We start from the raw sequence: 26,117 nt of genomic DNA, 5'->3' as shown, positions 1-26,117 counted from the left end.
TCCCGAAGCGGATGCCGACCCGGAAGGTGGGCACATGTCGACGGTTGAGGAGTCGGTCGAGGTCGCGGTGCCGGTCACGACGGCGTACAACCAGTGGACGCAGTTCTAGGAGTTCCCCCACTTCATGGAGGGGGTGGAACGGATCGAGCAGCGCACGCCGACCCTGACGCACTGGGTCGCCAAGGTCGACGGCGTGACGCGCGAGTTCGACGCCGAGATCAGCGAGCAGATCCCCGACGAGAGGGTCGCCTGGACCACGGTCGGCGGCGACGTCCACCAGGCGGGGGTGGTCACCTTCCACCGCCTGGACGACAGGCACACCAAGGTGATGCTGCAACTCCGGCACGAGCCGCACGGCGTGGCCGACACGGTGGCCGACAAGCTCGGCGTCGTCAGGCGCCAGGCCAAGGGCGACCTGAAGCGCTTCAAGGCGCACATCGAGGCCCGCGGCATGGAGAGCGGCTCCTGGCGCGGCGCGGTGTAGGCTCCGCCGCCCGCGGCGAGCCCGAGGCGCAGGTCCCGGACACTCTTCGGTGTCCGGGACCTGCGTCGTCCGTTCGCGCCGCCATGGACGACGGCAGGCGGGGTAGGCGTACTTGTGCCGTCACGGAGCAGAAGGGAGCACTCCGATGGCCGACGCATCATTGAGGGCCGTCGGCTGGGCACGGTCGTTCCCCGTGTCCGGCGGGGTCAGGGCCGGCCGCCGGTGGACGCGGGACCATCTCGCCGCCCTGGACTGGACGAAGGACGCGCCGGACACGGTGGACGACATCCTGCTGGCCGTGTCGGAGCTCATCACCAACGCGCACGTCCACGCCCACAGCGACGCCGAGGTCGTCCTCACCTGGGACAGCAGGTGCCTGCACGTCAGCGTCCACGATGACGACGACACGGTGCCCGCCCCGCGCGACGCCGATGAGAACGCCACCGGCGGGCGCGGCCTGGCCCTCGTGGACGGTCTCGCCGACCACTGGCAGACGCACGCCCAGCACCACGGCAAGACGATAACGGCGTGCTTCACGCCGCCCGGCCCGAAGCGGGAGGGCTGGTAGGCCTGGGCCGCTTCCGTCGTTCGCCGCATGAGCCGCTGAAGAGCCACGCCTCAACTGACCATCGCCGCGCGGGGATTCCCTCTGACGGCCTTGCCGCGTGGGTTGGCCGGCCGCGGCCGCCCGTCAGGGACGGAAGACGACCGAGGAGTGGGGGAGCGGAGCGTGGTGCACGAACGCCGAGTTGTACGCGCAACGGTCGTCGTAGGCCTGCCGGCGGCGGGCCTGCTCGATGAGCAGGCCGTCGGCGTTCTCCGTGCGGCGGTTGCTGCGGCGCAGGAGCTTGACGACCAGGTACGTCACGAAGGACACGAGCAGGAGCAGGAGGATCCCGCGTTCGACCACAGCAGCTCTCCCCATGTGTCAGCAGCTATATCATCCGCATCGTAGCCGCGGGATGGTGGCTTGTCCCTCCCTCTTGAGCCTCATTTGAGCTTGCGGGAAACCCGGTTGGCGTCAGGGGGCCGCCGGGCAGACGGTGACGGCCGCCTTCAGCGCGCCGGGGTACCGCTCCGCCGCCGTCACGGCGTTCGGCATCGCGGCCTCGGGCGTACCCCGGTCCACGGCGAAGTGCGTGAGCGTCGAATTCACCGGCCCGATCGGCTTCCTGACGGTGCACCGGACCTCCCGGCTGGTGCTCAACGCGGGCTGGGTGGATGCCCGGCTCCCCGATGAGGACTGGGACGCATGGGACGAGACCGACGAGTCCGACGAGGACGCGGACGGGGCGGCGTGACGCGAGGCCGCCCTGCGCCGCGCTCAACGACCCCTGCCGTTGCGCCGTCGCTTCACCGGCACGCTGGGACCGGTCCTGCTCGCGGTCACCACGGCAGGGTGCGCCGATCCGGCCGCCACCCCCGGGGCCGTGGGCCGGGACCGCCAGGGGAAGGGCTTGCGCCGGCGGCGGTCCTGACGAAGCCGGCTGCCTCGGGGACCTCGCAGGACGCCCTGCGCGCGGCCTCGGCACGGGCCCTGCCACTGACACCCGATCAGATCGAGCTGCGGGGCGCCCGCTTCGATCCTCTGCGCGACGTGCTGGTCGGCGGTGGCGGGGGGCGGGTCTGCGTCAACGGCTCCGTGGACGACACGGGGAAGGCGGACGCCGAGGTCGTCGGGCGCACCGCGGACGGGGCGTGCCTGCCGGGGCTGGGCGGGCATCGAGCCCGCCCCGTCAGGCGGTCGCCTCGTCCAGCAGTTCCAGGACGTGCCGGTAGGGGCGGCCGGTGGCGCGGGTCATGCCCATCTCGCAGGTGCGGTTGCACGAGGCGTACGCGTCGAACGCGCCGGCGGTGATCTCCGCGGCCTGGGCGGCCGTCGCGGACTGAGTGACCTCGGGGTGGAGCAGGCCGCGGTCCCCGGCGAAGGCGCAGCAGCCCCAGTTGTCGGGGACGGTGACCTTGTCACTGACCGCGGCCGCGACCTGGCGCAGGGCGGCGTCGATGCCCAGGTGGACGGTGGAGCAGGTGGGATGCAGGGCCATGGTGCCCATGCGGCGCGCGGCGGGCAGGGCGGGGAGCAGGTGCTCGGCGGTGAAGGCGACGCTGTCGACGAACCGCAGGGCCGAGTAGCGGGCGCGCTCGGACTCCGCGAGGGTGTCGGCCAGTTGCTCGAGACCGTGGGTGCAGGAGGAGGCGTCGCACACGACCGGCAGCCGCCCGCCGTCGCTGGCCTCCCACAGTGCCTCCAGGGTCCGCCCGGCCATGGTGCGGTGCCCGTCGGTGTAGCCCTTGGACTGCCATGGCGTGCCGCAGCACAGGCCGGTCAGGCCGTCGGGGACCGTGACCTGGACGCCGGCGCGTTCGCACAGCCGCAGGAAGGCGGCGGCCGCGCCGCCGAAGTCCCCTTCGGGGGCGAAGACGCTGCCGATGCAGGCGGCGAAGAACACCGCCCGCGCCCCTTCGGGGTTCCGCGGGGCGGGACGGGCCGGGCCACCGCGCGGGATGTCGCCGGACCAGGTGGGCACCAGCTCCGTCGCCCCCAGCTTGCGGACCGCGCCGGTGGCGCCGCGCAGGACCGGGGCGGGCAGGACGTGGGCGGTGTTGAGGGCGGCGCGCACACCGGTGACAGCGCTCCCCCAGTGCCGGGCGGTGGTGTCGCCGAGGCGCTGGGCGGTGGGACTGTGGCGCTGCGCGCGCAGGCGCTTCATGACGGCGCCGGTGTCGATCGTGACGGGGCAGGCGGTGACGCACAGGCTGTCCGCCGCACAGCTGTCGACGGCCGCGTACGCGTAGTCCGCCTCCAGGGCGCGGCGGCGTTCCTCGTCGCCGGCGGCGGTGGCCAGGGCGATCTCGCGCTGCAGGGCGATGCGCTGCCGGGGTGTGGTGGTGACGTCGGCGGTGGGGCAGACCGGCTCGCAGTAGCCGCACTCCACACACGCGTCGACGGCCGGGTCGACCGGGGGGACGCTCTTGAGGTCGCGCAGGTGCGCGGCCGGGTCGTCGGTGAGCAGGACGCCGGGGTTGAGGATGTCGTGGGGGTCGCAGAGCCGCTTGAGCTCGCGCATCACGTCGTACAGTTCGTCGCCGTACTGGCGGTGGACGAAGGGGGCCATGGCGCGCCCGGTGCCGTGCTCGGCCTTCAGGGTGCCGCCGGCGTCCAGGACGAGGTCGACCATGGCGTCGGTGAAGCGGGCGTAGCGCTCGGTCTCGGCGCGGGTGTCGAAGTCCTGGGTGAGCATGAAGTGCAGGTTGCCGTCGCGGGCGTGGCCGAAGATGACCGCGTCCTGGTAGCCGTACCGGTCGAAGAGGCCGATCAGGCCCTCGCAGGTGCCGGTCAGCCGCTCCATGGGCACCGCGATGTCCTCCAGGAGGGCGGTCGTCCCGGCGGGGCGCGCTCCGGCGACGGCCGTGTACAGGCCCTTGCGCAGGTGCCAGAGGCGGCCGCGGACCGCGGCGTCGCGGGTGAGCGCGGCCCCGGTGACGGCGGGCAGCCGGTCCAGGACGGGCCGGGCGGCGGCCACGGTGGCGTCGAGCGCTTCGGCGTCGTCCTCGGCGAACTCCACCAGCAGGGCGGCGTGGCGTTCCACGCGCAGCCCGCGCAGTTCGTCGACGGGGTCGGCGGCCTGCTGTGCGACGCGCAGCGAGGCGGCGTCGAGGAGTTCGGCGGTGCGGGCACCGGCGGCCAGCAGCGCGGGCAGGGCGTCGGTCGCCTCGGCGAGGCCCGGCAGGATCAGCAGGCCGGTGGCGGTGTGCGGCAGCAGGGGGACGGTACGGAAGACGGCCTCGCCGACGAAGCCGAGGGTGCCCTCGCTGCCGATCATCAGGTGGGCGAGGATGTCGGCGGGGTCGGTGTGGTCGAGGAACGAGTTGAGCCCGTAGCCCATGGTGTTCTTCATCGCGAACAGCCGCTCGATGGTGGCGCGTGAGGCGGCCGAACCGCGGACCCGGTCGCGCAGCCGGAGCAGTCCGGCGTGCAGGTCGGGCTCGTGGGCGCGCAGGGCGGCGTCCGCGTCGGGTGCGGCGGTGTCGACGACGGTGCCCGAGGGCAGCACGAACTGCAGCGACTCCATGGTGCGGTAGGCGTTGTCCTGGGTGCCGCAGTTCATGCCGCTGGAGTTGTTGGCGACGAGCCCGCCGATGGTGCAGGCGCTCTCGCTCGCCGGGTCGGGGCCGAGCCGGCGCCCGTGGCGGGCCAGCCGCGCGTTGGCCTGGCGCACCGTGAGTCCCGGCTGCAGCCGGATGCGCAGGCCCTCGTCGAGGACCTCGGCGGAGCGCCAGTGCGTACGGACGTCCACCAGGACGCCGTCGCCGCCGGCTTGCCCCGCCAGGCTCGTACCGCCGGAGCGCAGCGTGAGCGGCACCCCGGCGCGGCGCGCGCCGGCCATGAGCGCGCCCACCTCGGCGGCGGACGCGGCGCGCACCACGGCCTGCGGCGTGAAGAGGTACGGCGAGGCGTCATGGGCGGCCGCGACCCTGCGGGGCACGTCGGTGGAGACCCGGGAGGGGTCGGCCACGCAGTCGGCCAGCCACCCGGCCGGGCCGGGGTCGGCGGTGCGGGACGTGGTGGCGGGGGTGGCGGCGGAGGTGCTCATGGTTCCTCGGGTACGACGGTACGACGCGGGGCCTGCGGCGCTCAGTGGGCGGGGTCGGTGATCCGCAGCAGGCGGGGCGGCTGCGCGGCGGGTTCGGGCAGGCGCAGCGGGGCCAGGCCGGGGGTGATGCTGCCCAGCAGCGTGGCGCGGCGGGCGCCGGTGCCCGAGGTGAGGGTGCCGGGCAGGCCGTTGACGGTGAGGAAGCCGAGCACGGCGAAGGCGAGGGCCTCCTTGGCGTCGGAGGGCAGGCCCAGGTCGTCGCTGGGCCGCAGCGTCACACCGGGCAGTTCCTCGCCGATCATGCCCATCAGCACGGGGTTGTGGGCGCCTCCGCCGGACACGACCAGGCTGGTGACCCCGTGGGCCCGGCAGGCGTCGGCGACGGTGACGGCGGTGAGCCTGGTCAGGGTGGCGAGGACGTCGTCGGTGCCGGGTGTCGGCACGGCGGCCAGGGCCCGCTGCAGGTACGGCAGGTGGAAGAGTTCCTTGCCGGTGCTCTTCGGTGCGGGCCTGCGGTAGTAGGGGTCGTCGAGGAGGACCTTGAGCAGGTCGGGGTCGGTGCGTCCGGCGGCCGCGCGGCGGCCGTCCTCGTCGTAGGCGGCGGCGCCGCCGGTGAAGTGGCGTACGGCCGCGTCCAGCAGGGCGTTGGCGGGGCCGGTGTCGAAGGCCAGGGGCTCCGCGCCGGGGGCGACGACGGTGATGTTGGCGATGCCGCCGAGGTTGAGCGCGGCGGGCACTCCCGGGAGCCCGCGCAGCAGCAGGGTGTCGGTCATCCCGACCAGCGGGGCGCCCTGGCCGCCCGCGGCCACGTCCCTGCTGCGCAGGTCGGACACGACCGGCAGCCCGGTGGTTTCGGCGATCCAGGCCGGCTGGCCCAGTTGCAGGGTGCCGCGGACGGTTCCGTCCTCGACCCAGTGGTGCATCGTCTGGCCGTGGGACACGACCAGATCGGCGGCGCCCCCGCACAGCTCGTCGAGCGCGCGTGCCGCGGCCCCCGCGAAGGCCTGTCCGACGCCCGTGTCCAGGGCGCAGACGTCCTGGGTGGTCGTCGTCGAGGGCGGCAGCGTGGCGGTGATGAGGTCCCGCAGTCCGTCGGCGTAGGGCACGGACAGATGGCCGAGCGGCCGCATGAGCAGGGTCTCGCCGTCCAGGGTGAGGTCGGCGGCGGCCGCCTCGATGGCGTCGTACGAGGTGCCCGACATCAGGCCGATCACACGCATTGCTTCTCCCAACTCTTGTGTGCGGGGCGGTCGTGTGGTGCCCCGGGGTGGGGGCCGCCCGTCGGCGGCCCCCACCCCGGGAGTCCTCATTCGACGCCGGCGCCCGCCGCGACGCGACCCGGACCGGAGCCGGACTCCGGTCCGCCGCCGGCCAGCTCGGCCTCGTGCACCTCGCGGACCTCGGGGGCCTGGTGGAACAGGCTCATCACACCGCCGATCACCAGGGTGATCACCACGCCGATCGGCACCAGCCACTGGGCGGCGATGGCGGTCGGCACCGTCGCCCCCGCCACGGTGACGTCGATCTTCACCGAGCGCACGATGTAGGTCATCACGCCGACCGTGACCAGGAAGGCGACGACCGCGTCGACCTCGTTGGCGCGCCTGATGATCCGGCCGAGCAGGAAGGCGCCGAGCAGCGCGCCGTAGGTGTAGCCCGCGATGGTCAGGCCGGTGAGGTAGACGTTGCCGGTGCTGGTGCTGAAGGCGCAGGCGAAGACCGCCATGAGCACGGCCCACACCAGCGTCATCACCCGGGCGAGCTTGAGCAGCGACTCCTCCGACGGGGTGCTGCGGAAGAAGCTGTGGATGATGTCGGCGACGGTCGAGTTGGACATGGAGTTCAGCGCGGAGGACAGGGAGCCCATCGCGGCGCCGAGGATGCCGGCCACGAGCAGACCGGAGATCACCACGGGCAGCCCGTGCAGGATGAAGTTCGGGTAGAGGTTGTCGGAGCTGTGCAGACCCAGCTCGGAGAAGCTCTTGCCCTTGTTGTACGACCACAGCAGCGCGCCGACGAGCGAGAAGGCGGCGAACTGGAGGGTGACGAAGACACCGGAGGCGATCATGGCCTTCTGGCCGTCGCGCAGCGAGCGGGTGGCCAGGACGCGCTGGACGATCAGCTGGTCGGAACCGTGGCTGGCCATCGCGAAGATGGCGCCGCCGATGATCGCGGTCGGCAGGGCGAACGGGCTGGTGAGGATGTGCGCCAGGTCGAAGTTGGTGTCGAACAGCTTGAAGTGGCCCGAGTGCAGGGCGTCGGAGAAGCCGCTGCCGCCGACGTGGCCGGAGAGCACGGCGATGGCGAGGATGGCGCCGCCGAGGTAGAGGCCCATCTGGATGGCGTCGGTCCAGATGACCGCCTTGATGCCGCCGAGGTAGGTGTAGACGACGGTGATCACGGTGAGGACGACGATGATCAGGCGGTAGCCCGCGTGCACGCCGAACTCGTCGAGCAGCAGCTTGATCGGGATCGCGGAGGCGAACAGGCGGACACCCTCGGCGAGGAGGCGGGTGAAGACGAAGGTGATGGAGGCCAGTCCTTGCAGCTTCAACCCGAATCTGTTGCCCAGGTACTGGTAGGCGCTGACGAAACCGCCGCGCTTGTACAGGGGGATCAGCACGGTGGCGACGACCACGCGGCCGATGACGTAGCCGAGGGCGAGTTCGACGTTGCCGAAGCCCTGCCCGCTGTAGGCACCGCCGGGCACGCTGATGACGGTCAGCACGCTGGTCTCGGTGGCCACCACGGAGAAGGAGACGGTCCACCAGGGCATGTGCCCTTCGCCGACGAAGTAGTCCTTCGCCGTCTTCTGCCGTCCGGCCAGTCGCAGTCCGATCCACGCGATGGCGATCAGATAGACGACGATCACGACGAGGTCGAGTTGACGCACGCTCGCTCCTAAACAACAGCCGGCGGGATCACCGGCATGGTGGGGACAGTAGGTGACGTCGTCCGGCCGACTCGGACGACGTGGGGTTCGTGCGGCACGGTGGCGTCCCGTGCCAGCAGGCGCGCGCCGTCCAGCGGGTCCCCGAGCGGGGGCCGCGGGTCCAGCGGTCGCGGGGAGGCCTCCAGCGCCGCGCGCAGCGGCGCCATGAGCGGTTCGCCGAGGCCGGTCAGCCCGCCGGTGACGGTGACGGGCAGGACCTCGCCGCCGATCCGGGCCGCGGCGGCGAGTACGGCCTCGCCGAGCGCGGTGGCGGCGTCCCGGACGATCATGTCGGCGACGGGGTCGCCGGATGCGGCGGCGTGGGCGACGTCCGGGGCGAAGGAGGCCGCGGTGCGGGCGGGGTTGCCGCCGGCGGCCAGGGCGGCGGGCAGCGTGTCCGGGTCGCCGAAGCGCCGGGTGGCCGCGGCCAGCAGCGCCGTGTCCGGTCCGCGGCCGTCGTGGGCCCGGAGCGCGGCCCGCAGGCCGGTGACCCCGATCCACGCGCCGCTGCCCTCGTCGCCGAGCCACGGGCCCCAGCCGTCGACGCGGGCGTACGAGCCGTCCTCGCCGATGCCGATGGCGACCGAGCCGGTGCCGATGGCCAGCACCACGCCCGTACGGCCGCCGAGAGCGCCCGCGTGTGCGGTGACGGCGTCGCTGGTGACGGCGACCTCGTCCGCGGGCAGGTCCTGGAGCAGCAGTTCGGCGAGGGTGCGGGCGGCCTCGGGGGCCGCGGCCGCTCCGGCGGCGCCGACGCAGACGGCGGCGAGCCGGCCGGGGGTGTGCCGCTCGATCAGCGGCCGGACGGCGGCGAGCACCGCGCCACGCGCGGCCTCGACACCGCCCTCGGCTGCGAGTCCGGGTGCCCCCGGAACCTCGTGGACGGGGCCGGCGGTGCCGTCCGTGCTGATGAGCACGGCACGGCAGCCCGTCTTCCCCAGGTCCACAGCCACTGCTGCTGTCATGCGGCACGCCCTCGTGTCGTACGGGATCCGGCACGGCGGGTGGTCACGGTCGGCGGTGACCGGTGCGGATCGCGGTGCAGCGAGTATCGGAAGGCAGACCTCCGTATGTCAATAAGTAACTTCACGAAATGCATCACGTAAATTTTTGACGCAGCCGACGGGGCGTGGTTACGCTGACGCCACCCACTCAGGAGGGAACCCATCCATGGCCTCCCAGGACCCGACCCGCACCTCCGCGCAGCCGGCACAGGAGACCGCCTCCGGCGGCGACACCCTGGCCCGTATCCGCGCGGCCCTGCCCGGCCTGGCGCCCTCCGAGCGGCGGGTGGCCGAAGCCGTCCTGGCCGATCCGGCACAGGCGGCGGAGCTGTCCATCAGCGCCCTCGCCGAACGGGCCACCACCTCCGTGGCCACCGTCATGCGCTTCTGCCGGACGATGAAGCTGGGCAACTACCCCCAGCTGCGGCTCGCCCTGGCCGCGGCCGCGGCCCGCGAACACGCGCTCGGCGGCGAGCGCCCGACACCGGGCACCGACATCAGCGCCACCGACACCCTCGAACAGATCGTCCACAAGATCGTCTACAACGAGGTCCGCGCCCTGGAGGACTCCGGGGCCGGGCTGGACATCGAGGCGCTCGGCCGGGCCGTCGACGCCGTGGCGGGCGCCCGGCGCGTGGACATCTTCGGCGTCGGCGCCAGCGCCTTCGTCGGACAGGACCTGCACCAGAAGCTGCACCGCATCGGCCACATGGCGTTCATCTGGACCGACCGCCACGCGGCTCTGACCGCCGCCGCCCTCCTCGGCCCCGGCGACGTGGCGCTGGCCGTCTCCCACTCCGGGGAGACCGAGGACACCGTCGAGCCCCTCCAGGCGGCCGCCGAACGCGGCGCCACCACCATCGCCCTCACCAACGTCCCGGGCTCCACCCTCGCCGACAGCGCCGACCTGGTGCTCGCGACCTGCGCCCGCGAGACCCCCTTCCGATCCGGCGCCACCGTCAGCCGGATCGCCCAGCTCGCTGTGATCGACTGCCTGTTCGTCGGCGTCGCCCAGCGCTCCTACGACGCGACGACCGCGGCGCTGCAGAAGACCTACGGAGCCGTGCAGCGCCGCAGGCGCCCGCAACCCCAGCGCCGCACCCCGGCCGACGACTGACGGCCGGCCCCGCACCACACCCCAGCACCACCGAAAGGACGACCGCGCCGTGGACCTCAGCACACTCGGCACCGAGACCCGCAACGAGCGGACCGCCGAACTGGACCGCATGCCGGTCTCCGAGCTCCTCACCGTGATGAACGCCGAGGACCAGACCGTCGCCCTCACCGTCCGCGAGGCGCTCCCCGACATCGGCACCGCCGTCGAGGCCATCACCGAGTCCCTGCGCCGCGGCGGCCGCCTCATCTACCTCGGTGCCGGCACCAGCGGCCGGATAGGCCTGCTCGACGCCGTCGAGTGCCCGCCGACGTTCGGCACAGCGCCCGAGCAGGTCGTCGGCCTGCTCTCCGGTGGCCCCGGCGCCTTCATCGTGGCCGTCGAGGGTGCCGAGGACGAGCCCGCCCGGGCGATCGCCGACCTCGACGAGATCGGCGTCAACGAACGGGACACCGTCGTCGGCCTCGCCGCCAGCGGCCGCACCCCCTACGTCATCGGCGGCCTCAAGCACGCCGCGACGCGGGGTGCCGTCACCGTCTCCGTGGCCTGCAACCGCGACGCCCTCGTCAGCCGCTACGCCGACATCCCGATCGAGGTGCCCACCGGCCCGGAGATCCTCACCGGCTCCACCCGGCTCAAGGGCGGCACCGCCGAGAAGATGGTCTGCAACATGCTCTCCACCGCGTCGATGGTCCGCGTCGGCAAGGTCTACGGAAACCTCATGGTCGACGTGCGCGCCACCAACAACAAGCTGGTCGACCGCGCGAGGCGCATGGTCGTCCAGGCCACCGGGGCCGACCCCGACACCGCCGCCGAAGCCCTGACCGCCGCCGGCGGCCACGCCAAGACGGCCATCGTGATGCTGCTCACCGGCGCCACCGCCGAGGAGGCCGCCCGGCGCATCGAGCAGGCCCACGGCGACACCCGCACCGCCGCCGGCCAGGCCTGACACCGGCGCCCGCCGGGCCGGGGCGGCCCGGCGGTCCGCGGCCACTCACGCCACGGGCGCCACATCCGGAACGCCGCCGTCCGCGTAGGCCCCGGTGATCGGGGGAATCTGCCGCACATCGCGGCGGTTTCCCCCTGGGGAGGCGAGCCTCCCCACACACGGCCAAGGACGAGACGATCCCGACATGCACGCAGCGGAACCGGGGGGCACACACAGCGGCCCGGCAGCGCACCAGGGCGGGGTCATCTCCGTCGACCCCGACGGCCGCGTCGACGGCTGGAGCGCCGGAGCCGAGAGCATCCTCGGCTACCGCCGGGACGAGGTGATCGGCCGCCCCGCGCTGGACCTCGTCGACACGGACGCGCGCCGGGCCCTGGCATCGGGTCTGACCGACCGCCGCTGGGCGGACCGGGCCGTGTTCCGGGACAAGGCGGGCCGCCGGGTGGAGGCCGACGTGCTGATCCGGCCGGCCTCCGCGGACGGAAGGTCCACCGTGTGGTTCGTCAGCGGGCCGCGCGGTCCGGCGGCGGACGAGGACACCGGCGGCGGTGACTGGACCGGCGCCGGCGGCATGGTGGAGCGGGCCTGGTCCCAGTCGTCCGCCGCCATCGTCGTGTGGTCCCCCGGCCTTCGCCTCCTGTGGGCCAACGAACGCACGGTCCGGCTGTTCAGCGCCGACGTCGACCGGATGCGGGGGCGCCTGCTCACGGAGATCCTCACCCCCGACAGCCAGCACTACGCCGTCGAGGAGGCGCTCCGCCGCGCCCGCGACACCGGCACGGCGCAGTACGTCCTCACCCACGAGCAGGTGCCCGGCGAGAAGCGGCCCCACGAATGGGCGATCCACATCGACCCCCTCCGGGACGAGGGCGGCACCCTGGTGGGGCTCTGCTCCATGGCGCGTGACAACTCCGCGGAATTCTGGGCCCGCCGGCGCCTGGTCCTCCTCAACGACGCCCGCCGCAGCATCGGGCTCTCCCTCGACGTGGGCAGGACGGCCCAGGAGCTCACCGACCTCGCGGTGCCCGACCTCGCCGACGTCGCCATGGTGCATCTGCTGCCCCAGGCACTCGAAGGCGGCGGTACGGCCTCCCGCGACCCGGTGGAGGTCCGGCTCGCGGCCGCGAGCGGGCGCGAGTGGCCCCTCCCCCGGCCGGACCGCCTCCCCGACGACCCGGGCACACCCCCCTGGCACGTCGTGGACCGGCGGTCCCTGCCCGGCCGCGCGCTGTCCGAGCGGCGGGCCGTAAGGGTCGACCTGCCGCACGAGGCCGCGATCTGGGCCGAGCGCGAGGGCGGCTTCGACCGGGACGCGCGCGGAGGAGCCGTCTGCGCCCCGCTGACCGCCCGGGGCAGCACCCTGGGCGTGGTGACGTTCCTGCGCCGAGGGGCGGCGTTCGACTCCGACGATCTGCTGCTCGCCGAGGAACTGGCCGCCACCACCGCCATCTCGATCGACAACGCCCGCAACTACCAGCGCGAGCACAGCACCGCCCTGACCCTGCAGCAGAGCCTGCTGCCCAGGGAACCGCCCGCCCAGAACGCGGTCGACGCCGCGTACGGCTACCGGCCCGCCGACCTCGCCGCGGGCGTGGGCGGCGACTGGTTCGACGTGATCCCGCTGTCCGGCGCGCGCGTCGCCCTGGTCATGGGCGACGTCGTGGGGCACGGGGTGCGGGCGGCCGCGACGATGGGACGCCTGCGCTCGGTCGTCCGCACCCTCGCCGACGTCGACCTCCCCCCGGAGGAGCTGCTCACCGGCCTCGACGACATCGTGAACCGGCTGGACCGGGAGACGCAGGCCAACGCCCCCGATCCGGAGGTCGGGGCGTCGGTCCTCTACGCGGTGTACGACCCCGTCTCGCGCCGGTGCCGGATGGCCCGGGCCGCCCACGTGGAACCTCTGCTGGTGCTGCCCGACGGCACGAGCCACCGGGTGGAACTCCCCGAGGGACCGCCCCTCGGGCTGGGCGGGCTCCCCTTCGAGTCCGTCGAGCTGACCCTGCCCGAGGACTGCCTGCTGGTCCTGTTCACCGACGGGCTGGTGAAATCCCGGCAGCAGGACCTCGACGAGGGGATCGCCAGGCTCCAGGCGTCCCTGGCCACGGCCTCGTCCTCGATCACGGCGGTCTGCGAGGACATCATGGACGCCCTGCTGCCCGAGGGCGGCAGTGACGACGCCGCACTGCTCGTCGCACGGCCCCGCGCGCTGGCCGCGGCCGACGTCGCCCACTGGGACGTACCGGCCGATCCCGCCGCCGTCGCGGCGGTACGCGAGGAGGCGAGCGCGCAGCTCACGGCCTGGGGACTGGAGGACCGGGCATTCGCCACCGAGCTCATCGTCAGCGAACTCGTCACCAACGCCCTGCGGCACGGACGCGCCCCCATCCGTCTGCGGCTCATCAGGGACCGCTCCCTGATCTGCGAGGTCACCGACGGGAGCAACGCCGCCCCCCATCTGCGCCGGGCGCGCACCTACGACGAGGGCGGGCGCGGGCTCTTCCTGGTGGCGCAGCTCTCCTCCCGCTGGGGCAGCCGGCCGACGGACTGCGGGAAGACCATCTGGGCGGAGCAGCAACTGGACCAGGCCGGCTGAGCCCGGCCGCCGCCCTTCCGGACGGGCCGCGGCACCGCACCGCCGATAGAGTGAAGATCACGGGGGCAGGGCGACCACGGGAAGGCGGCGACGGCCATGACCGGACGGTTCGGCTACCGGCGGATCTACGAGGACGCCTCGGCGCAGGAGGGCAAGCGCGTGCTCGTCGACCGGCTGTGGCCCCGGGGCGTGAGCAAGGAGCGGGCCCACCTGGACGAGTGGCTCCGCGACGTGGCGCCGTCCTCCGACCTGCGCCAGTGGTACCACCACGACACGGAGCGCTTCCCCGAGTTCCGCGACCGGTACATCACCGAGCTGGAGGACGCCGACCACCGGCCCGCCGTCGAGCACCTGCGCGACCTCGCCGCCCACGACAGGGTCACCCTGCTGACCGCCACCAAGGACGTCGACCACAGTGAGGCGGCCGTGCTCGCCGACTGGCTGGACTCCCCGAGGGCCGCACGGTCCTCGGGAGGGTAGTGACGGGAGGCAGGCCGGGGGCGCCACCGTTCGCGGGCCGCTCTTCGTCGTGTCCCCGCGCCTCGCACCGTCGGCGCACCATGGTCCCGGACCCCGAACGGCGCGCTAGCGTGGACGCATGCGCCACGTAGTGACCGATGCCGACACCGCCACGACGGCGGGCAGCGGCGACGTACCCGTGCTGTCCACACCGCAGCTCATCGCCTGGATGGAGGCGGAGACGGTGCACGCCGCGGCACCCTTCACCGCGGTTGGCCAGACGACGGTGGGGACGGCGCTGCGCGTCGAGCACGTCCGCGCCACGCCGGTCGGCGGCAAGGTCGACGTCTCCGCCGACCCTCCGCCCTCCCCCACCGGGCGCCGCCTCACCTTCCGGGTCCGGGCCGTGGACGACGCGGGCCGGCTCGTCGCGACCGGCGAGATCGACCGTGCCGTCGTCGACCGTGAGCGTTTCCTGGCGGCCGCACTCGATCCGGAGCACCCCGGCGAGGCATCCTGACGGAGGGGGCTCGGCCCCGGCGCCCGTGGGCGCGTGGGTCAGTGCTTGAAGACGTCCTTGGTCCTCTCCTTCGAGCCCCGCATCCTGCCGCGCGATTCGAGGGCCGCGCCCTTGGCCGCGAGCTTCTCCTTGTGCATCGCGTGGGCCGCCTTCCGCACCGACTTCCCGACGACCTGCTCCATCTTCGCCTTGGTCTTCTCTCCCGCGCTCATCTCGGCACCTCCACGACCTCTCACCGGCCGCGTGCCCGTACGGCGGTGGCTCAAACCCCCTGCCGCGAGGACCCGAAGGCGCGGGTTCCGGGCCGTAGGTCAGGGGGCGTCATGACGTGGCGGCTGGTGCGGGGGGGGACACCGTGATCGGCAACCTCGGCGACGACGGCTGCGACATGCCGTTCTTCCTGCTCCCCTGCACGCCCGAGCCGGGTTGGCGTTGCAGGACCTGGAGCTCACCCTCGAGGACGTAGAGGGCCGCAAGGCCTCACTGCGCGTCTGGCGCAACTGCTTCCTGCACATCTGCGGACCGGACGCCAGGTTGCGCCACTGAGTCCGCTCCGCCGGGTCAGAGCAGCGAGGCGGTGACCTCGGCGAGGCGCCGCCGGTACTGCGCGTCGTAGGCCTCGGCGGCCGCGCTGGCCTCCTTCTCGCCCTCGAAGTACCGGCCGGTGACGCCCTCCGTCTCGGGCGCGTCGACCAGGCGCCGGGTGGCGGCGACGCCCTGCTCCAGGGAGTCGACCACCTCCATCCCCGAGCGCCGGGACATGGCGGTGGGCATGAAGGTCGCCGGGTGGACGCTGTTGACGGTGATGCCGGTGCCGGAGAGTTCTCCTGCGAGGTCGAGGCTGTGGCAGATGAGCGCCAGCTTGGAGCGGCAGTAGGCGGCGACGTCGGTGTAGCCGCGGGTGAGTTCGGGGTCGTCGAGGTCGAGCGGCTGCTGGCCGATGGAGGCGACGTTCACGATCCGCGAGGGCGCCGCGCGGTGGAGCAGCGGGAGGAGCTCCCGGGTCAGCACCACCGGTGCCAGGTAGTTGACGGCGAGGCGCAGTTCGTGTCCGTCGGCGGACGTCTGCCGCCGGGTGCCCTCCGCGTGGAAGCCGACACCGGCGTTGTTGACGAGCACGTCCAGCCGGTCGTGCCGTGCGGCGATGTCGGCGGCCAGGCGCCGGACCTCGGCGAGCGAGGAGAGATCGGCCCGGTGGGGCTCGCCGCCGGTGGCCGCGGCGACCTCGGCGAGGCGCTCGGGGTCGCGGCCGTGCAGCAGCAGGGTGTGCCCGCCGTCGGCGGCGAGGTCCTCCGCGAGGGCGCGGCCGAGCCCGTCGGACGCGCCGGTGATGAGGATCGTGGCCATGTCGTACACCTTTCGGTTCCGGGGGCACGGCGGGTGCCGCCCGATGGAGCGGGGGTGACGATCCACCCGTTGACCTGCGGCGGAACGTTCCCGACCCTAGGTCGCACATCCATCGGCCGGCCAATAGGATCGTCGGCATGGCTCATCAGCATTCCGATGACAAGGGTGTCCGGCCGGACGAGGGGACGGCCCCCGGCCCGCCTCCCGGCGCCCCACTGGACCTCGGGCTGCTGCGCACGTTCCTCGCGGTCTACCGGGCCCGTTCGCTCACCACGGCCGCCCGGACGCTGCGCGTCTCGCAGCCCACCGTGACCGCGCAGGTGCGCGCCCTGGAGCAGCAGCTCGACCGGCAGCTCTTCGAGCGGCTCCCGCGGGGCGTGGCCGCCACCTCGGTGGCCGACGAACTGGCCGGGCGGATCGCCGGACCGCTGGACGCGCTGGCCGAGGTCGCCGGCCGCGGGCACCCGGGCCCCGATGCGCCCCAGGAACCGGTGCACCTGGCGGGGCCCGCGGAGATGCTGTCCGTCCGGGCGCTGCCCGTCCTCGCGCCGCTGGCGGCCGGGGGCGTGCTGCTGCGCGTCACCACCGGCCTCGCCGAGGACCTGCTCGAGGGCCTGCAGGGCGGCCGCTTCGACCTCGTGTTGTCGGCGGTGCGGCCGCGCGGCCGTACCCTGGCCGCCGTCCCGCTGATGGACGAGGAGTTCGTGCTGGTGACGACGCCGGAGTGGGCCGCCGGGATCGGGCCGCTCACCTGCGACGACCCGGGCCCGCTGCGCGAGGTCCCGCTGGTGGCGTACGCGGAGGACCTGCCGATCCTGCGCCGGCACTGGCGCCACGTCTTCCGCACGCGCCTGAGCGCCCGGCCCGCGGTGGTCGTCCCCGACCTGCGCGGCGTGCTCGGCGCCGTCGTCGCGGGCGCGGGCGTGACGGTGCTCCCCCGTTACCTGTGCGAGGCGGAACTGGCGTCGGGCGCGCTGGTGGAGTTGCTGACGCCGGAGGATCCGCCGATCAACACCGGCTTCCTGGTCGGACGGGCGGGCGCCCCCGCCCGCGCGCCCGTCACCGCCGTGCGTGAACGGCTGCTGGCGGCGGCCCGCGACTGGTGACGCCGACCCCCCGGCCGCCGCAGCATATCTGACACTACGTCAGCTCTCGCCCGGAACGGGGGTCCACCAGGAGCACCACGCGCCCGACCGCGGGGTCGAACCCGAGTACGGGGTTGCCGTAGTCGCCCTCGGGCGACATCAGTACCGGCTTGCGCAGGCGGCGGCCGATGGCCCGGAGGAAGGCGCACAGGACGTCCACGCCCCTCTGGCCCCGCAGTTCGCGGAGGTCGACGTCGAAGCCGACTTCGCCGGCCGAGAACAGCCGGAAGACCGCAAGCACATCCGGAACCGGCGAGACGTGCAACGTCGCCGTCTCCGCGTCCTCCTGACGCACCAGGACCTCCGCGGCCCGGGGCAGTCGCCCGGCGACGCCTCCCTCCGCGTACGTCCACGCCCACCCGCGTGCCCGGACGGGATGGAACACCGCCTGCCAGTCCTCGGCCGTCGTGCCGGGCACGCACACGTCCGGAAGGCTCCCCGTCAAGTGGGGGTCGAAAAGGTCCTGGACGTCGTCCCACAGCAGATCCGGCACCGCACCATGCTGCCCGCCGGCAGATCCCGGCCGCACCTTTGTTTCGCCGTGTGCCCCGGCTCCCGGTCGCGGCGGGCCTTGTCGTCACACGACGGCGTTCGGGCCGCCCCGCGATGACACAACTGTGCCATGGCACAAGAGCGACGCCTGGATCCCTTGAGCGGGGACGCGGCCACCTCGAAGATCAAGGGCCGTCCACTCTTCACATGGCTTGAGGAGTTTCCTTGCCCACGGTTCACATCCCCCGGCCCAGGCCCGGGGCGATCACGCTCGGCGTGGTCGCCGCCCTGGCACTCGGGGTCATACCGGCCACGGCCGCCGTATCCGCGGACCACGCCGGTCGCGGGCCCGCCGCCGGTGCCGCACAACGCTCACCCGGCAACGGCGGCACGCACACCGTCACCCTGATCACCGGTGACAAGGTCACCATCGGCACCGCGCCCGACGGCACCGCGATCCGGTCCTTCGAGGGCGTGAACGGGACCACCACCGGTTTCCACCGCGCCGTCGTCGACGGGGCCACGTACGTCTACCCCGACGCGGCCCTGCCCTTCGTCGGCGCCGGCACGCTGGACAAGCAGTTGTTCAACGTGACGAAGCTGATCGCCGACGGTTACGACGACGCGCACTCCGCCCGGTTGCCGCTCATCGTCGGCTACACCGACGCCGCGGCCCGGTCCCGGACCCAGCCGGCCATGGCCGGTTCGAAGGTCGTCCGCCGACTGGACAGCGTCCAGGGCGCGGCCGTCACCCAGGACCGCGCGCAGGCCTCGAAGTTCTGGTCCGCGCTCACCGGGGGTCCCGGTGCCGCGGCCCGCTCGGCGAAGCCCTCCTTCGCGGGCGGGATCGCCAAGATCTGGCTCGACGGGAAGGTGAAGGCCGACCTGGCCGACTCGACGGCGCAGATCGGGGCGCCGGAGGTCTGGGCTCAGGGCAACACCGGAGAGGGCGTCAAGGTCGCGGTGCTCGACACCGGCGTGGACGCCGAACACCCCGACCTCGCCGACCGGATCAACACCAGCGCCAGCTTCATCCCGGACGAGCAGGACACCCTCGACTACCAGGGTCACGGCACGCACGTCGCCTCGACGATCGCCGGTACGGGCAGCGCGTCGGACGGCAAGGAGCGGGGCGTCGCCCCCGGTGTCCGCCTGGACATCGGCAAGGTGCTCAACAGCGAGGGCAGCGGCCAGGAGTCCTGGATCATCGCCGGCATGGAGTGGGCGGCCCAGGACCGGCAGGCCAGGATCATCAGCATGAGCCTGGGCGGCGGCGGTGACCACACCGACCCGATGAGCCAGGCGGTCGACCGGCTCAGCCGCGAGACCGGCGCGCTGTTCGTCATCGCGGCGGGCAACAGCGGCCCGCACTCCATCGGCAGCCCCGGTGCGGCGGACTCCGCGCTGACCGTCGGCGCCGTGGACTCCTCGGACCGGCTGGCCGACTTCTCCAGCACCGGCCCGCGTGCCGGCGACGCCGGGCTGAAGCCCGAGATCACCGCGCCCGGCGTCGACATCCTGGCGGCCCGCTCCCACTACAAGCGGGGCTCGGGCTACTACACCACGATGAGCGGCACTTCGATGGCGACGCCGCACGTCGCCGGTGCTGCCGCGCTGCTGGCCGCCGCCCACCCGGACTGGACCGGCCCGCAGTTGAAGGAGGCGCTGGTCAGCAGCGCCAAGGCCACCCCGTCGTACTCCCCGTACGAGGCCGGTGCCGGCCGGCTCGACGCGCCGGCTGCCGTCCGCACCTCGGTCTTCGCGACCGTCAGCGCCTTCTCCGGCTTCTACGCCTGGCCCCAGAAGTCAGGTGCGACCGACGTCCGGAAGGTGACGTACACCAACACCGGTGACGCACCGGTCGGCCTGAACCTGGCGATCGACTCGAAGGCCCCGGCAGGGCTGTTCACCCTCTCCGAGGACAGGGTCACCGTTCCGGCGCACGGCACGGCCTCGGTCTCCCTGACCGCAGAGCTGGACCGGCTGCCGCTCGACCAGTCGGTCAGCGGCATGATCACCGGCGCGGACGGCACCGGAACCGTCCGGGCCAGGACCCTGATCGGCGCCGCCAAGGAGGGCCGTCGGCAGACGCTGACGATCAACGCCAAGGACCGCTCGGGCAAGCCGCTGGCGGGCCGGGTCATGCTCACCGCCGAGGGCCTCTTCACGACGATCGACCTCGACGAGTCCGGCACCGGCACCGCGCGGCTGCCCGTCGGCACCTACAGCGGCTGGCTCACCGCGGACGTCCAGGGGGCGGGCGGCCCGCACTCCCTGGGCATGGCGCTGCTGGCCTTCAACGACGTGAGCCTGGACCAGGACCGCACCGTCACCCTCGACGGCCGCAAGATGCGTCAGATCCTGGCACGTGCCCCGCAGCAGACCACCGCCGTCGCCCCGCGCCTGGACGTCCACCGCTCGTTCGGCGACAGCCTGGTCGAGTCCTCGATGCTGCCCAACGAGACGTACGACAGCATGTGGGCGCTCCCGACCGGCAAGAAGGTCACCGACGGCGAGTTCGAGTTCGGCGCCCGCTTCCGCCTGGAGCAGCCGGCGCTGACGGTGGGCACGGCGACGAAGACCTACGCCGACCCACTGGTCAAGCGCGGGGCCGAGCCGCTGTCCGCCGGCACCCGCACGCTCACGGCGGTCTACGCCGGTGAGGGCACGGCCGCCGAGCTGGCCCGCCACAAGCCGCGCGGCAAGGCCGTGGTGGTCCGGGGCGGCGACCCGGCCGGGATCCAGGCACAGGCGGAGGCCGCCGCGGCGGCGGGCGCGCAGGTGCTCGTCGTCGTCAACGACGGCATCGGCCGGCTGCAGCCGTGGGACGAGTCCCCGTGGAGCCCGGAGAGCCCGGCCCCGCTGACGGTGGCGACCCTCGACGCCGACCAGGGCGCCGACCTGATCGGAGCGCTCGGGCGCGGCACGGTCAGGCTGAAGGTCGCCTCCAACCCCACGACCGACTATGTCTACGACGTGGTGCACCACTGGTCCGGCGCGGTACCGGCGGACCCGACCTGGCGCGTCACCCAGCGCGACCTGGGCAAGGTGGACGTCTCCTTCCGGAACCACCGTCAGGGCAAGGCACTGGAGTTCCGCCCCGACGTCTGGCGCGGCTGGGTGGTCGGCAACCAGCTCACCGCTCCCGCCCAGGGCGACCGGACCGACTGGGTCACCGCCGACGCCAGTTGGCTGGACGACGCCTTCATCGCGGGCGAGACGGGGCAGCACTCGATGGACCTCCTGCGCTACCCGGCCGGGAAGACGGCCGAGGTCAGCTGGTTCGGCCCGATCCAGCGGCCCCGGATGGGCCCGATCGGCTACCAGCCGGTCCGCTACCTCGACGGGGTGTACATCCCGGCCCCCGGCTGGGGCGACTCGGGCTCGGGCCACGTCGGCGAGGCCTACGCCAACTACAAGGTGAAGGACTGGATGTCGCTCTACCAGGGCGACCGGCAGCTCGACTGGGGCAATGCCGAGTACCTGCCCGTCACCGGGCTCGCCCCCGAGCGGCTGCCCTACCGGCTGGTGGTCGACAACGACCGTGCGGAATGGACCGCCCCGTACTCGACGCACACGCTGACGGAGTGGAACTTCACCTCCGCGGCCACGGGCAGCGAGTCGGCGGTGTCCCTGCCGCTGATCCAGCTCGACTACGGCGTGGACACCGACAAGGCCGGCCGGGCCGACCGGCACGCCGGGCTGACGGTGACCGCCTCGCACCTGCCCGGCACGACCGCCGCCATCGGGAAGCCCTCGCTCGAGGTCTCCTACGACGACGGGAAGACCTGGCAGCGGGCCGGCCTGGACCGCTGCGGTGACGGCTGGCGGACGGGGCTGCGTGCCCCGAAGTCCGCGGGCTTCGCCACGCTCCGGGTCACCGCCCGGGACGACGCGGGCAACACCGTCTCGCAGACGATCACCCGGGCGTTCGGCCTGCGCTGACGCACCGACGCACCACCTGGCGGGCGGGACCGCGAGCAGCGGTCCCGCCCGCCGGCGTCTCGCGGCCGGGTCCGGCCGCGAGACAGCGCCGGGTCAGCGGCCCGCGGGCGGGACGCCGGCGCCCAACGCGGCGACGGCGTCGAAGAAGCGGAGCGCCTGGCCGACGAAGTCCTCGCGGGAGAACTCGAGGCCGCCGTCCGCCCAGTTGAGCAGGATCTGGTTGACCCCGCCGACCACGGCCATGGCCATCGCGGTCACGTCGGCGCCGGGGGCGTTCCAGTCCTCGCGGAGCAGGGACTCCACGAGCGAGGCGAGGTGGCGGAGGCCTCGGCGTCGTTCGGCGGCGGTGAGCGGCCCGCCGGCGAGGGACTCGACGAGTTTGATGCGGCCCTTGCGGGGGTCGTCGACGACGCCTCCGGCCAGGACGTCGAGCATGCCGCGTGCCCGGTCGCGGCGCGTGCCGGCGACGGCGAGGACGAGGCCGTCCGGCTCGCCAACGACTCCGCGTACGGTCTCGCGGGCACGGTCTGGACCGCCGACCCCGAGCACGGCACGAGCGTCGCCCGGCGCATCCGCAGCGGCACCGTCGGGATCAACGGCTACGTGCCGGACATCGGCTCTCCGTACGGCGGCATGAAGTCCAGCGGCCTCGGACGGGAACTGGGCCCGGAGGGACTCCAGGCGTACCAGCAGTTGCAGTCGGTCTACCAGCCCTGACGTCCGTGTCATGCCGTGGCGGCTGTCACCGGCCCGAAGATCGTCACCTGCTTGACAGGTGACGCCGCCTGTGCGACCGTCGGCATCAGCCGCGGTGGTATCCGACTCCGCCGATCCCCCACCGGAGGATTCCCGTGAAGGTGCTCAACGTCATGAAAGTGGCCACGGTAACCGTGGCCATCGTCACCGTCGCCTGCGGGTGTTTCCTCCAGGTCTTCTGAGGACGACGCAGCGAGAGAGAGGACCGGCATGCCGAACACGCAGAAGGCCGTCAAGGTCGTGAAGGTGGTCAGGGCCGCGGACAACGGCGCGACGACGCGACGGGCCCGCTTCGGCGCCCTGCCCGAACGCGTCCGGCCGGAGGACACCACCGAAGTGGTCCCCATAGTCGAGCGCTATCCGTCGCAGGATCTCTACGACCCCGAGAAGTGGCTCACCTGCAGGTGGGTGTAGCCGCGGGCGCCGCGCCCCCGGGCGGACTCAGGTCCGCCCGGGGCGCGGCCGTGGGACCGCCACGGCTCACCGCCGCCCGGCGGCCCCCAGGAGCCTGCCGAGGGGACCCTCGTGGAGGCCCTCGCTGGTGAGGGCGTGGTAGAGGATCACCACGGCGATGCAGACCACCCCCACGACGGGGGCGATGAACCAGCCGCCGATGCCGCAGACCACGTACATGACGAGACCGGTCAGCGGCCGGATCCTCTGCGTCTGGAGGTAACGGGGCGGCACCCCGGGCTGCAGCAGCTCCGGATGCTCCCGCAGGTAGGTGAACACCCCCCACCACGGAGCCGACATGACAGCCGCGACCAGCGCGTACAGCACCACCGCCACGCGCTGCCCGTGGGGGTTCCCCGCGTCGCCGAGTGCGTCCCCCAGCACCGCGGTGGGGAACGGCACGATGACGGCGCTGAAGAGGATGGCGAGGTTGATCCACAGCAGGCCGACGTCCATGCGCCGGATGCGGCGGAACAGCCCGTGGTGGTTGAGCCAGATGACGCCGACGTAGACGAACGAGACGAGGAACGCCACGTAGGCGGGCCACGCGGCGGCGAGCCCCGGCACGAGTCCGCCGGGCCCGTGGTGGGGATCGTAGAGGTCGAGGACGAGCAGCGTGATCACGATGGCGAACACGGCGTCGCTGAAGCCCTCGACCCGGCTGGTGTCCGACAGGCGCATGCCGTCGTCGGCGGCCGGGCCTGACGGGACGTCACGATCCGGTGGGTTTGCCATGGTGTGATCCTATGGACCGGGGTGCGGGGGCGATCAGAGGTCGTGCAGCATGTCGGCCGCGGGGGCGCCGAGGGCACGACGCGGCGGTCCGGTACCTCCGGTGCGGGATTCCCGCTTCCTTCGTTGGCCATTCGAGCTGCGCATGCCCCATCGGTCGCGGATTCCCTGGGTGTTGATCAAAGATGGATTGATGGACTACAGCTTTGAGGTCGTCATCGTGCCGGTGACGGACGTCGACCGGTCGTCGGCGTTCTACACGGAGCGCGCCGGGTTCGTCCTCGACGTCGACTACGCACCCGCCGACGGCTTCCGCGTCGTACAGCTGACGCCGCCGGGGTCGGCGTGCTCGGTGCAGATCGGCGTCGGCCTCACCGATGCCGTCCCGGGGTCGCTGCGCAACCTCCACCTGGTCGTCGACGACATCGAGCGGGCGCGCCGGGAACTGGCGGAACGGGGCGTCGCCGTCGGCGAGGTGCGGCACAAATGGCCGGTCGGGGAATGGCGGGGCGGCTTCCGGCCCGGAGTGGACCCGGAGCGCCGTGACTACGCCAGTTTCGTCGGCTTCGCCGACCCGGACGGCAACACCTGGGTGGTGCAGGAGCGCGGTTTTCACCGCGCTGCATGAGCCGTGGGGTCCCATGGGTGCCCGCGGGGGCCCGCCGTCACACGGGGGTCGTTTTCGGCTTATGTACGTTTCGAACAGTTCGGATAGATTTTACATATGGCGACACTGCGGGCACTGGAGTGCCTGGTGGCCCTGGTCGAGGAGGGTTCGGTCACCCGGGCCGCGGCCTCCCTGCACATGTCCCAGCCGGCGCTCTCCCACCAGGTCGCGGCGCTGGAGCGGGAACTCGGCACCCCCGTCGTCGAGCGGCTGGCCCGTGGTGTGCGGGTGACGGCGGCCGGCCGCGCCGCGGCCGAGGAGGCACGGATCGCGCTGGACGCCGCGGCCCGGGCCGTTCGCGTCGGACGGCAGGTCGGCGCCGGCAACGGCGGGCGGCTGCGGATCGCCTGCGCGGAGACCATGACGGCGTGGCTCCTGGTGCCGGTGCTGCGGCGCTGGCGCGCGCGCCGGCCCGGGGTACGGCTGGAACTGACGGAGTTCACCAGTGCCGACCGCATGGTGGAGCATCTGATGAACGGCGCCACCGACCTGGTCGTGGGCCCGGAACCCACCGCGACCACGGCCCACGTCGAGGTGCTGGGACGGGAGGAGATCGTGGTGGTCACCTTCCCCTCCCATCCGTTCGCCTCGCGGGTTTCGGTCGCGGTCGAGGAGCTCGCCGACGAGCCCTTCGTGCACTACGACCCGGACAACGGGATGGCGGTCTGGGTGGACCGGTTCGCCGCAGCGCACCAGGTGAGCCTCAGCCCCGTACTGAGGACCCGCAGCCCGCGCACCGCCGCCCAGCTCGCGGGCGCGGGAATGGGGGTGACCCTGGTGCCGGTCTCCGCCCTGGCGGGCCGCCCGGCGGCGGTCGTCCGGCGGCTGGAGCCCCGTGTGCACCGCGAGATCGTGGCGCTCACGCTCACGCCTTCGGACGCCCTGGTCCGGCGGTTCGTCGCCGACCTGCGCGGCCGGGGGCTGCCCGAGGTGGACACGGCCGCCGCGCTCCCGACCGCGTAGGCCCGCCCGGATCGGCGGTCCGTCGGTGGTCACCGGATACACAACCCGATCACAGCGCCCGAGGAGGCCCGAGATGACCGGCACCGTCCACTACCGCACCGTCAAGGTCAACGGCCTGGAGGTCTTCCACCGGGAGGCCGGTGACCCCCGGGCCCCCGTCCTGCTGCTGCTCCACGGGTTCCCGACGAGCTCGCACATGTTCCGGAACCTGATCCCCGCCCTCGCCGACCGCTACCGGGTGATCGCCCCCGACCACATCGGCTTCGGCCAGTCGGCCATGCCCCCGGTGACGGACTTCCCGTACACCTTCGACGCCCTCACCGACGTCACCTCCGGCCTGCTCGAACACCTCGGCGTGGACCGGTTCGCCATGTACGTCCAGGACTACGGCGCCCCCATCGGATGGCGGCTGGCGCTGGCGGACCCGCGGCGGATCACCGCGATCGTCAGCCAGAGCGGCAACGCGTACACGGAGGGCTTCGCGAGGCCCTTCTGGGACGGCCTGTTCGCCTACGCCGAGGACCCGAACCCCGGGACCGAGGCCGCGGTGCGCGGCGCGCTCACCCTCGAGGTCACACGCTGGCAGTACCTGAACGGGGTGGACGACCCGAGCCTGGTCAGTCCCGACAACTGGGTCCACGACCAGGCGCTGCTGGACCGCCCCGGCAACGCCGAGATCCAGCTGAGCCTGTTCCGCGACTACCCGCGCAACATCGACGCGTACCCGGCGGTCCACGAGTACTTCAGGGACTCCCAGGTCCCGCTGCTGGCGGTGTGGGGCGAGCGCGACGAGATCTTCGGACCCGACGGTGCCCGCGCCTTCCGGCGGGACCTGCCGGACGCCGAGGTCCACCTGGTGGACTCCGGGCACTTCGCGCTGGAGAGCCACCTGGAGACGGTCACGGAGCACATCCGGGGCTTCCTCGGCCGGGTCCTGACCTGAGCCGCGGGACGCCGCCGGGGC

The 26,117-nt window shown here is 73.2% G+C and carries 25 protein-coding genes and 1 pseudogene; 15 read left to right on the top strand and 11 right to left on the bottom strand.

Translation table 11 applies throughout. The features are described from left to right. The first annotated feature begins 34 nt into the window (after positions 1-34). Together OIE69_RS39655 and OIE69_RS39650 are read left to right on the top strand one after the other, a co-directional pair. Positions 35-484, top strand: a pseudogene (locus OIE69_RS39655) (SRPBCC family protein). Positions 485-629: 145 nt separating this feature from the next. After that, positions 630-1,052 (top strand): ATP-binding protein, encoded by a 423-nt coding sequence (locus OIE69_RS39650; RefSeq protein ID WP_326580060.1) that lies wholly within the window; start codon positions 630-632, stop codon positions 1,050-1,052. A 123-nt stretch (positions 1,053-1,175) separates the two neighbouring features. Here the strand turns inward: OIE69_RS39650 and OIE69_RS39645 are convergent, their stop codons facing one another. Both OIE69_RS39645 and OIE69_RS39640 read right to left on the bottom strand, forming a co-directional pair. Further along, positions 1,176-1,394, bottom strand: a complete 219-nt coding sequence (locus OIE69_RS39645) for a hypothetical protein (protein WP_326580058.1) — start codon at positions 1,392-1,394, stop codon at positions 1,176-1,178. Positions 1,395-1,505: 111 nt separating this feature from the next. Further along, positions 1,506-1,640 carry a hypothetical protein gene (locus OIE69_RS39640; protein ID WP_326580056.1) on the bottom strand — a complete coding sequence of 45 codons (135 nt, stop codon included), beginning with the start codon at positions 1,638-1,640 and terminating at the stop codon, positions 1,506-1,508. Here OIE69_RS39640 and OIE69_RS39635 point away from each other — a divergent pair. Continuing rightward, entirely contained in the window at positions 1,624-1,785 is a 162-nt protein-coding gene (locus OIE69_RS39635; RefSeq protein ID WP_326580054.1) for a hypothetical protein, read from the top strand. The genes OIE69_RS39640 and OIE69_RS39635 overlap by 17 nt on opposite strands. Positions 1,786-2,220: 435 nt before the next feature. Here OIE69_RS39635 and OIE69_RS39630 read toward each other — a convergent pair whose 3' ends face one another. The 4 genes from OIE69_RS39630 to OIE69_RS39615 form a co-directional block, all read right to left on the bottom strand. After that, on the bottom strand, positions 2,221-5,079 hold the full coding sequence (locus OIE69_RS39630; protein WP_326580052.1) for an FAD-binding and (Fe-S)-binding domain-containing protein: 2,859 nt from the start codon (positions 5,077-5,079) through the stop codon (positions 2,221-2,223). Between the two features lie 41 nt (positions 5,080-5,120). Next, positions 5,121-6,299: an anhydro-N-acetylmuramic acid kinase gene (locus OIE69_RS39625; RefSeq protein WP_326580050.1), complete on the bottom strand. Its 1,179-nt coding sequence runs from the start codon at positions 6,297-6,299 to the stop codon at positions 5,121-5,123. 86 nt (positions 6,300-6,385) lie between these two features. Further along, the gene (locus OIE69_RS39620; RefSeq protein ID WP_326580048.1) at positions 6,386-7,972 is read right to left on the bottom strand and encodes a sodium:solute symporter; all 1,587 of its coding nucleotides are present in this window, start codon (positions 7,970-7,972) and stop codon (positions 6,386-6,388) included. 8 nt (positions 7,973-7,980) lie between these two features. Then, positions 7,981-8,976: an N-acetylglucosamine kinase gene (locus OIE69_RS39615; protein ID WP_326580046.1), complete on the bottom strand. Its 996-nt coding sequence runs from the start codon at positions 8,974-8,976 to the stop codon at positions 7,981-7,983. A gap of 205 nt (positions 8,977-9,181) precedes the next feature. Here OIE69_RS39615 and OIE69_RS39610 point away from each other — a divergent pair, with 205 nt between their 5' ends. The 5 genes from OIE69_RS39610 (at position 9,182) to OIE69_RS39590 (ending at position 14,653) form a co-directional block, all read left to right on the top strand. Then, entirely contained in the window at positions 9,182-10,132 is a 951-nt protein-coding gene (locus tag OIE69_RS39610) for a MurR/RpiR family transcriptional regulator (protein WP_326580044.1), read from the top strand. Between the two features lie 49 nt (positions 10,133-10,181). Beyond that, positions 10,182-11,078 (top strand): N-acetylmuramic acid 6-phosphate etherase, encoded by an 897-nt coding sequence (gene murQ / locus OIE69_RS39605; protein ID WP_326580042.1) that lies wholly within the window; start codon positions 10,182-10,184, stop codon positions 11,076-11,078. 184 nt (positions 11,079-11,262) lie between these two features. After that, positions 11,263-13,674, top strand: coding sequence for a SpoIIE family protein phosphatase (locus OIE69_RS39600; protein ID WP_326580040.1), 2,412 nt, complete (start codon positions 11,263-11,265; stop codon positions 13,672-13,674). Positions 13,675-13,770: 96 nt separating this feature from the next. Beyond that, positions 13,771-14,154: a DUF488 domain-containing protein gene (locus OIE69_RS39595; RefSeq protein ID WP_326580038.1), complete on the top strand. Its 384-nt coding sequence runs from the start codon at positions 13,771-13,773 to the stop codon at positions 14,152-14,154. Positions 14,155-14,272: 118 nt separating this feature from the next. Beyond that, positions 14,273-14,653: a thioesterase family protein gene (locus tag OIE69_RS39590; RefSeq protein WP_326580036.1), complete on the top strand. Its 381-nt coding sequence runs from the start codon at positions 14,273-14,275 to the stop codon at positions 14,651-14,653. A 38-nt stretch (positions 14,654-14,691) separates the two neighbouring features. Here OIE69_RS39590 and OIE69_RS39585 read toward each other — a convergent pair whose 3' ends face one another. Next, positions 14,692-14,865 (bottom strand): hypothetical protein, encoded by a 174-nt coding sequence (locus OIE69_RS39585; RefSeq protein WP_326580034.1) that lies wholly within the window; start codon positions 14,863-14,865, stop codon positions 14,692-14,694. A 349-nt stretch (positions 14,866-15,214) separates the two neighbouring features. Next, positions 15,215-16,000 (bottom strand): SDR family NAD(P)-dependent oxidoreductase, encoded by a 786-nt coding sequence (locus OIE69_RS39580; RefSeq protein WP_326580032.1) that lies wholly within the window; start codon positions 15,998-16,000, stop codon positions 15,215-15,217. A 137-nt stretch (positions 16,001-16,137) separates the two neighbouring features. On the opposite strand from OIE69_RS39580, the gene OIE69_RS39575 reads away from it, so the two are divergent. After that, entirely contained in the window at positions 16,138-17,106 is a 969-nt protein-coding gene (locus OIE69_RS39575) for a LysR family transcriptional regulator (protein WP_326580030.1), read from the top strand. Positions 17,107-17,140: 34 nt separating this feature from the next. On the opposite strand, the gene OIE69_RS39570 is transcribed toward OIE69_RS39575, so the two are convergent. Further along, positions 17,141-17,638: a hypothetical protein gene (locus OIE69_RS39570; RefSeq protein ID WP_326580028.1), complete on the bottom strand. Its 498-nt coding sequence runs from the start codon at positions 17,636-17,638 to the stop codon at positions 17,141-17,143. A gap of 224 nt (positions 17,639-17,862) precedes the next feature. Here OIE69_RS39570 and OIE69_RS39565 point away from each other — a divergent pair, with 224 nt between their 5' ends. After that, positions 17,863-21,582: a S8 family serine peptidase gene (locus tag OIE69_RS39565; RefSeq protein ID WP_326580026.1), complete on the top strand. Its 3,720-nt coding sequence runs from the start codon at positions 17,863-17,865 to the stop codon at positions 21,580-21,582. Positions 21,583-21,675: 93 nt separating this feature from the next. On the opposite strand, the gene OIE69_RS39560 is transcribed toward OIE69_RS39565, so the two are convergent. Then, on the bottom strand, positions 21,676-21,885 hold the full coding sequence (locus OIE69_RS39560; protein ID WP_326580025.1) for a hypothetical protein: 210 nt from the start codon (positions 21,883-21,885) through the stop codon (positions 21,676-21,678). A 12-nt stretch (positions 21,886-21,897) separates the two neighbouring features. Here OIE69_RS39560 and OIE69_RS44860 point away from each other — a divergent pair, with 12 nt between their 5' ends. Together OIE69_RS44860 and OIE69_RS39550 are read left to right on the top strand one after the other, a co-directional pair. Then, positions 21,898-22,299, top strand: coding sequence for an aldehyde dehydrogenase family protein (locus tag OIE69_RS44860; RefSeq protein ID WP_392567627.1), 402 nt, complete (start codon positions 21,898-21,900; stop codon positions 22,297-22,299). A 249-nt stretch (positions 22,300-22,548) separates the two neighbouring features. Further along, positions 22,549-22,752, top strand: coding sequence for a hypothetical protein (locus tag OIE69_RS39550; RefSeq protein ID WP_326580023.1), 204 nt, complete (start codon positions 22,549-22,551; stop codon positions 22,750-22,752). A 66-nt stretch (positions 22,753-22,818) separates the two neighbouring features. Here OIE69_RS39550 and OIE69_RS39545 read toward each other — a convergent pair whose 3' ends face one another. Next, positions 22,819-23,526 (bottom strand): TMEM175 family protein, encoded by a 708-nt coding sequence (locus OIE69_RS39545; RefSeq protein WP_326580021.1) that lies wholly within the window; start codon positions 23,524-23,526, stop codon positions 22,819-22,821. Positions 23,527-23,716: 190 nt separating this feature from the next. Between OIE69_RS39545 and OIE69_RS39540 the strand changes: the two genes are divergently transcribed. The 3 genes from OIE69_RS39540 to OIE69_RS39530 all read left to right on the top strand — a co-directional run bounded on the left by OIE69_RS39540 (position 23,717) and on the right by OIE69_RS39530 (position 26,096). Continuing rightward, positions 23,717-24,151, top strand: a complete 435-nt coding sequence (locus OIE69_RS39540; protein ID WP_326580020.1) for a VOC family protein — start codon at positions 23,717-23,719, stop codon at positions 24,149-24,151. A gap of 96 nt (positions 24,152-24,247) precedes the next feature. Then, a complete protein-coding gene (locus tag OIE69_RS39535; RefSeq protein ID WP_326580017.1) occupies positions 24,248-25,153 on the top strand; it encodes a LysR family transcriptional regulator in 906 nt (301 codons plus the stop codon). Positions 25,154-25,226: 73 nt separating this feature from the next. Next, positions 25,227-26,096, top strand: coding sequence for an alpha/beta fold hydrolase (locus OIE69_RS39530; protein ID WP_326580015.1), 870 nt, complete (start codon positions 25,227-25,229; stop codon positions 26,094-26,096). The last annotated feature ends 21 nt before the right edge of the window (positions 26,097-26,117 follow it).

The organism is Actinacidiphila glaucinigra (genome assembly GCF_035918135.1).
In the GTDB taxonomy this organism is placed as follows: Bacteria; Actinomycetota; Actinomycetes; order Streptomycetales; family Streptomycetaceae; genus Actinacidiphila; species Actinacidiphila glaucinigra.
The sequence above is the reverse complement of the archived record's forward strand: the minus strand, read 5'-3'. Positions and strand labels throughout refer to the sequence as shown.

Coding starts and splice junctions, on each gene's coding strand:
- OIE69_RS39535 (WP_326580017.1), top strand. CDS start 24,248: ATGGCGACACTGCGGGCACTGGAGTGCCTGGTGGCCCTGGTCGAGGAG.
- OIE69_RS39550 (WP_326580023.1), top strand. CDS start 22,549: ATGCCGAACACGCAGAAGGCCGTCAAGGTCGTGAAGGTGGTCAGGGCC.
- OIE69_RS39615 (WP_326580046.1), bottom strand. CDS start 8,976: ATGACAGCAGCAGTGGCTGTGGACCTGGGGAAGACGGGCTGCCGTGCC.
- OIE69_RS39600 (WP_326580040.1), top strand. CDS start 11,263: ATGCACGCAGCGGAACCGGGGGGCACACACAGCGGCCCGGCAGCGCAC.
- OIE69_RS39630 (WP_326580052.1), bottom strand. CDS start 5,079: ATGAGCACCTCCGCCGCCACCCCCGCCACCACGTCCCGCACCGCCGAC.
- OIE69_RS39595 (WP_326580038.1), top strand. CDS start 13,771: ATGACCGGACGGTTCGGCTACCGGCGGATCTACGAGGACGCCTCGGCG.
- OIE69_RS39625 (WP_326580050.1), bottom strand. CDS start 6,299: ATGCGTGTGATCGGCCTGATGTCGGGCACCTCGTACGACGCCATCGAG.
- OIE69_RS39585 (WP_326580034.1), bottom strand. CDS start 14,865: ATGAGCGCGGGAGAGAAGACCAAGGCGAAGATGGAGCAGGTCGTCGGG.
- OIE69_RS39650 (WP_326580060.1), top strand. CDS start 630: ATGGCCGACGCATCATTGAGGGCCGTCGGCTGGGCACGGTCGTTCCCC.
- OIE69_RS39575 (WP_326580030.1), top strand. CDS start 16,138: ATGGCTCATCAGCATTCCGATGACAAGGGTGTCCGGCCGGACGAGGGG.
- OIE69_RS39540 (WP_326580020.1), top strand. CDS start 23,717: ATGGACTACAGCTTTGAGGTCGTCATCGTGCCGGTGACGGACGTCGAC.
- OIE69_RS39545 (WP_326580021.1), bottom strand. CDS start 23,526: ATGGCAAACCCACCGGATCGTGACGTCCCGTCAGGCCCGGCCGCCGAC.
- OIE69_RS39580 (WP_326580032.1), bottom strand. CDS start 16,000: ATGGCCACGATCCTCATCACCGGCGCGTCCGACGGGCTCGGCCGCGCC.
- OIE69_RS39590 (WP_326580036.1), top strand. CDS start 14,273: ATGCGCCACGTAGTGACCGATGCCGACACCGCCACGACGGCGGGCAGC.
- OIE69_RS39610 (WP_326580044.1), top strand. CDS start 9,182: ATGGCCTCCCAGGACCCGACCCGCACCTCCGCGCAGCCGGCACAGGAG.
- OIE69_RS39530 (WP_326580015.1), top strand. CDS start 25,227: ATGACCGGCACCGTCCACTACCGCACCGTCAAGGTCAACGGCCTGGAG.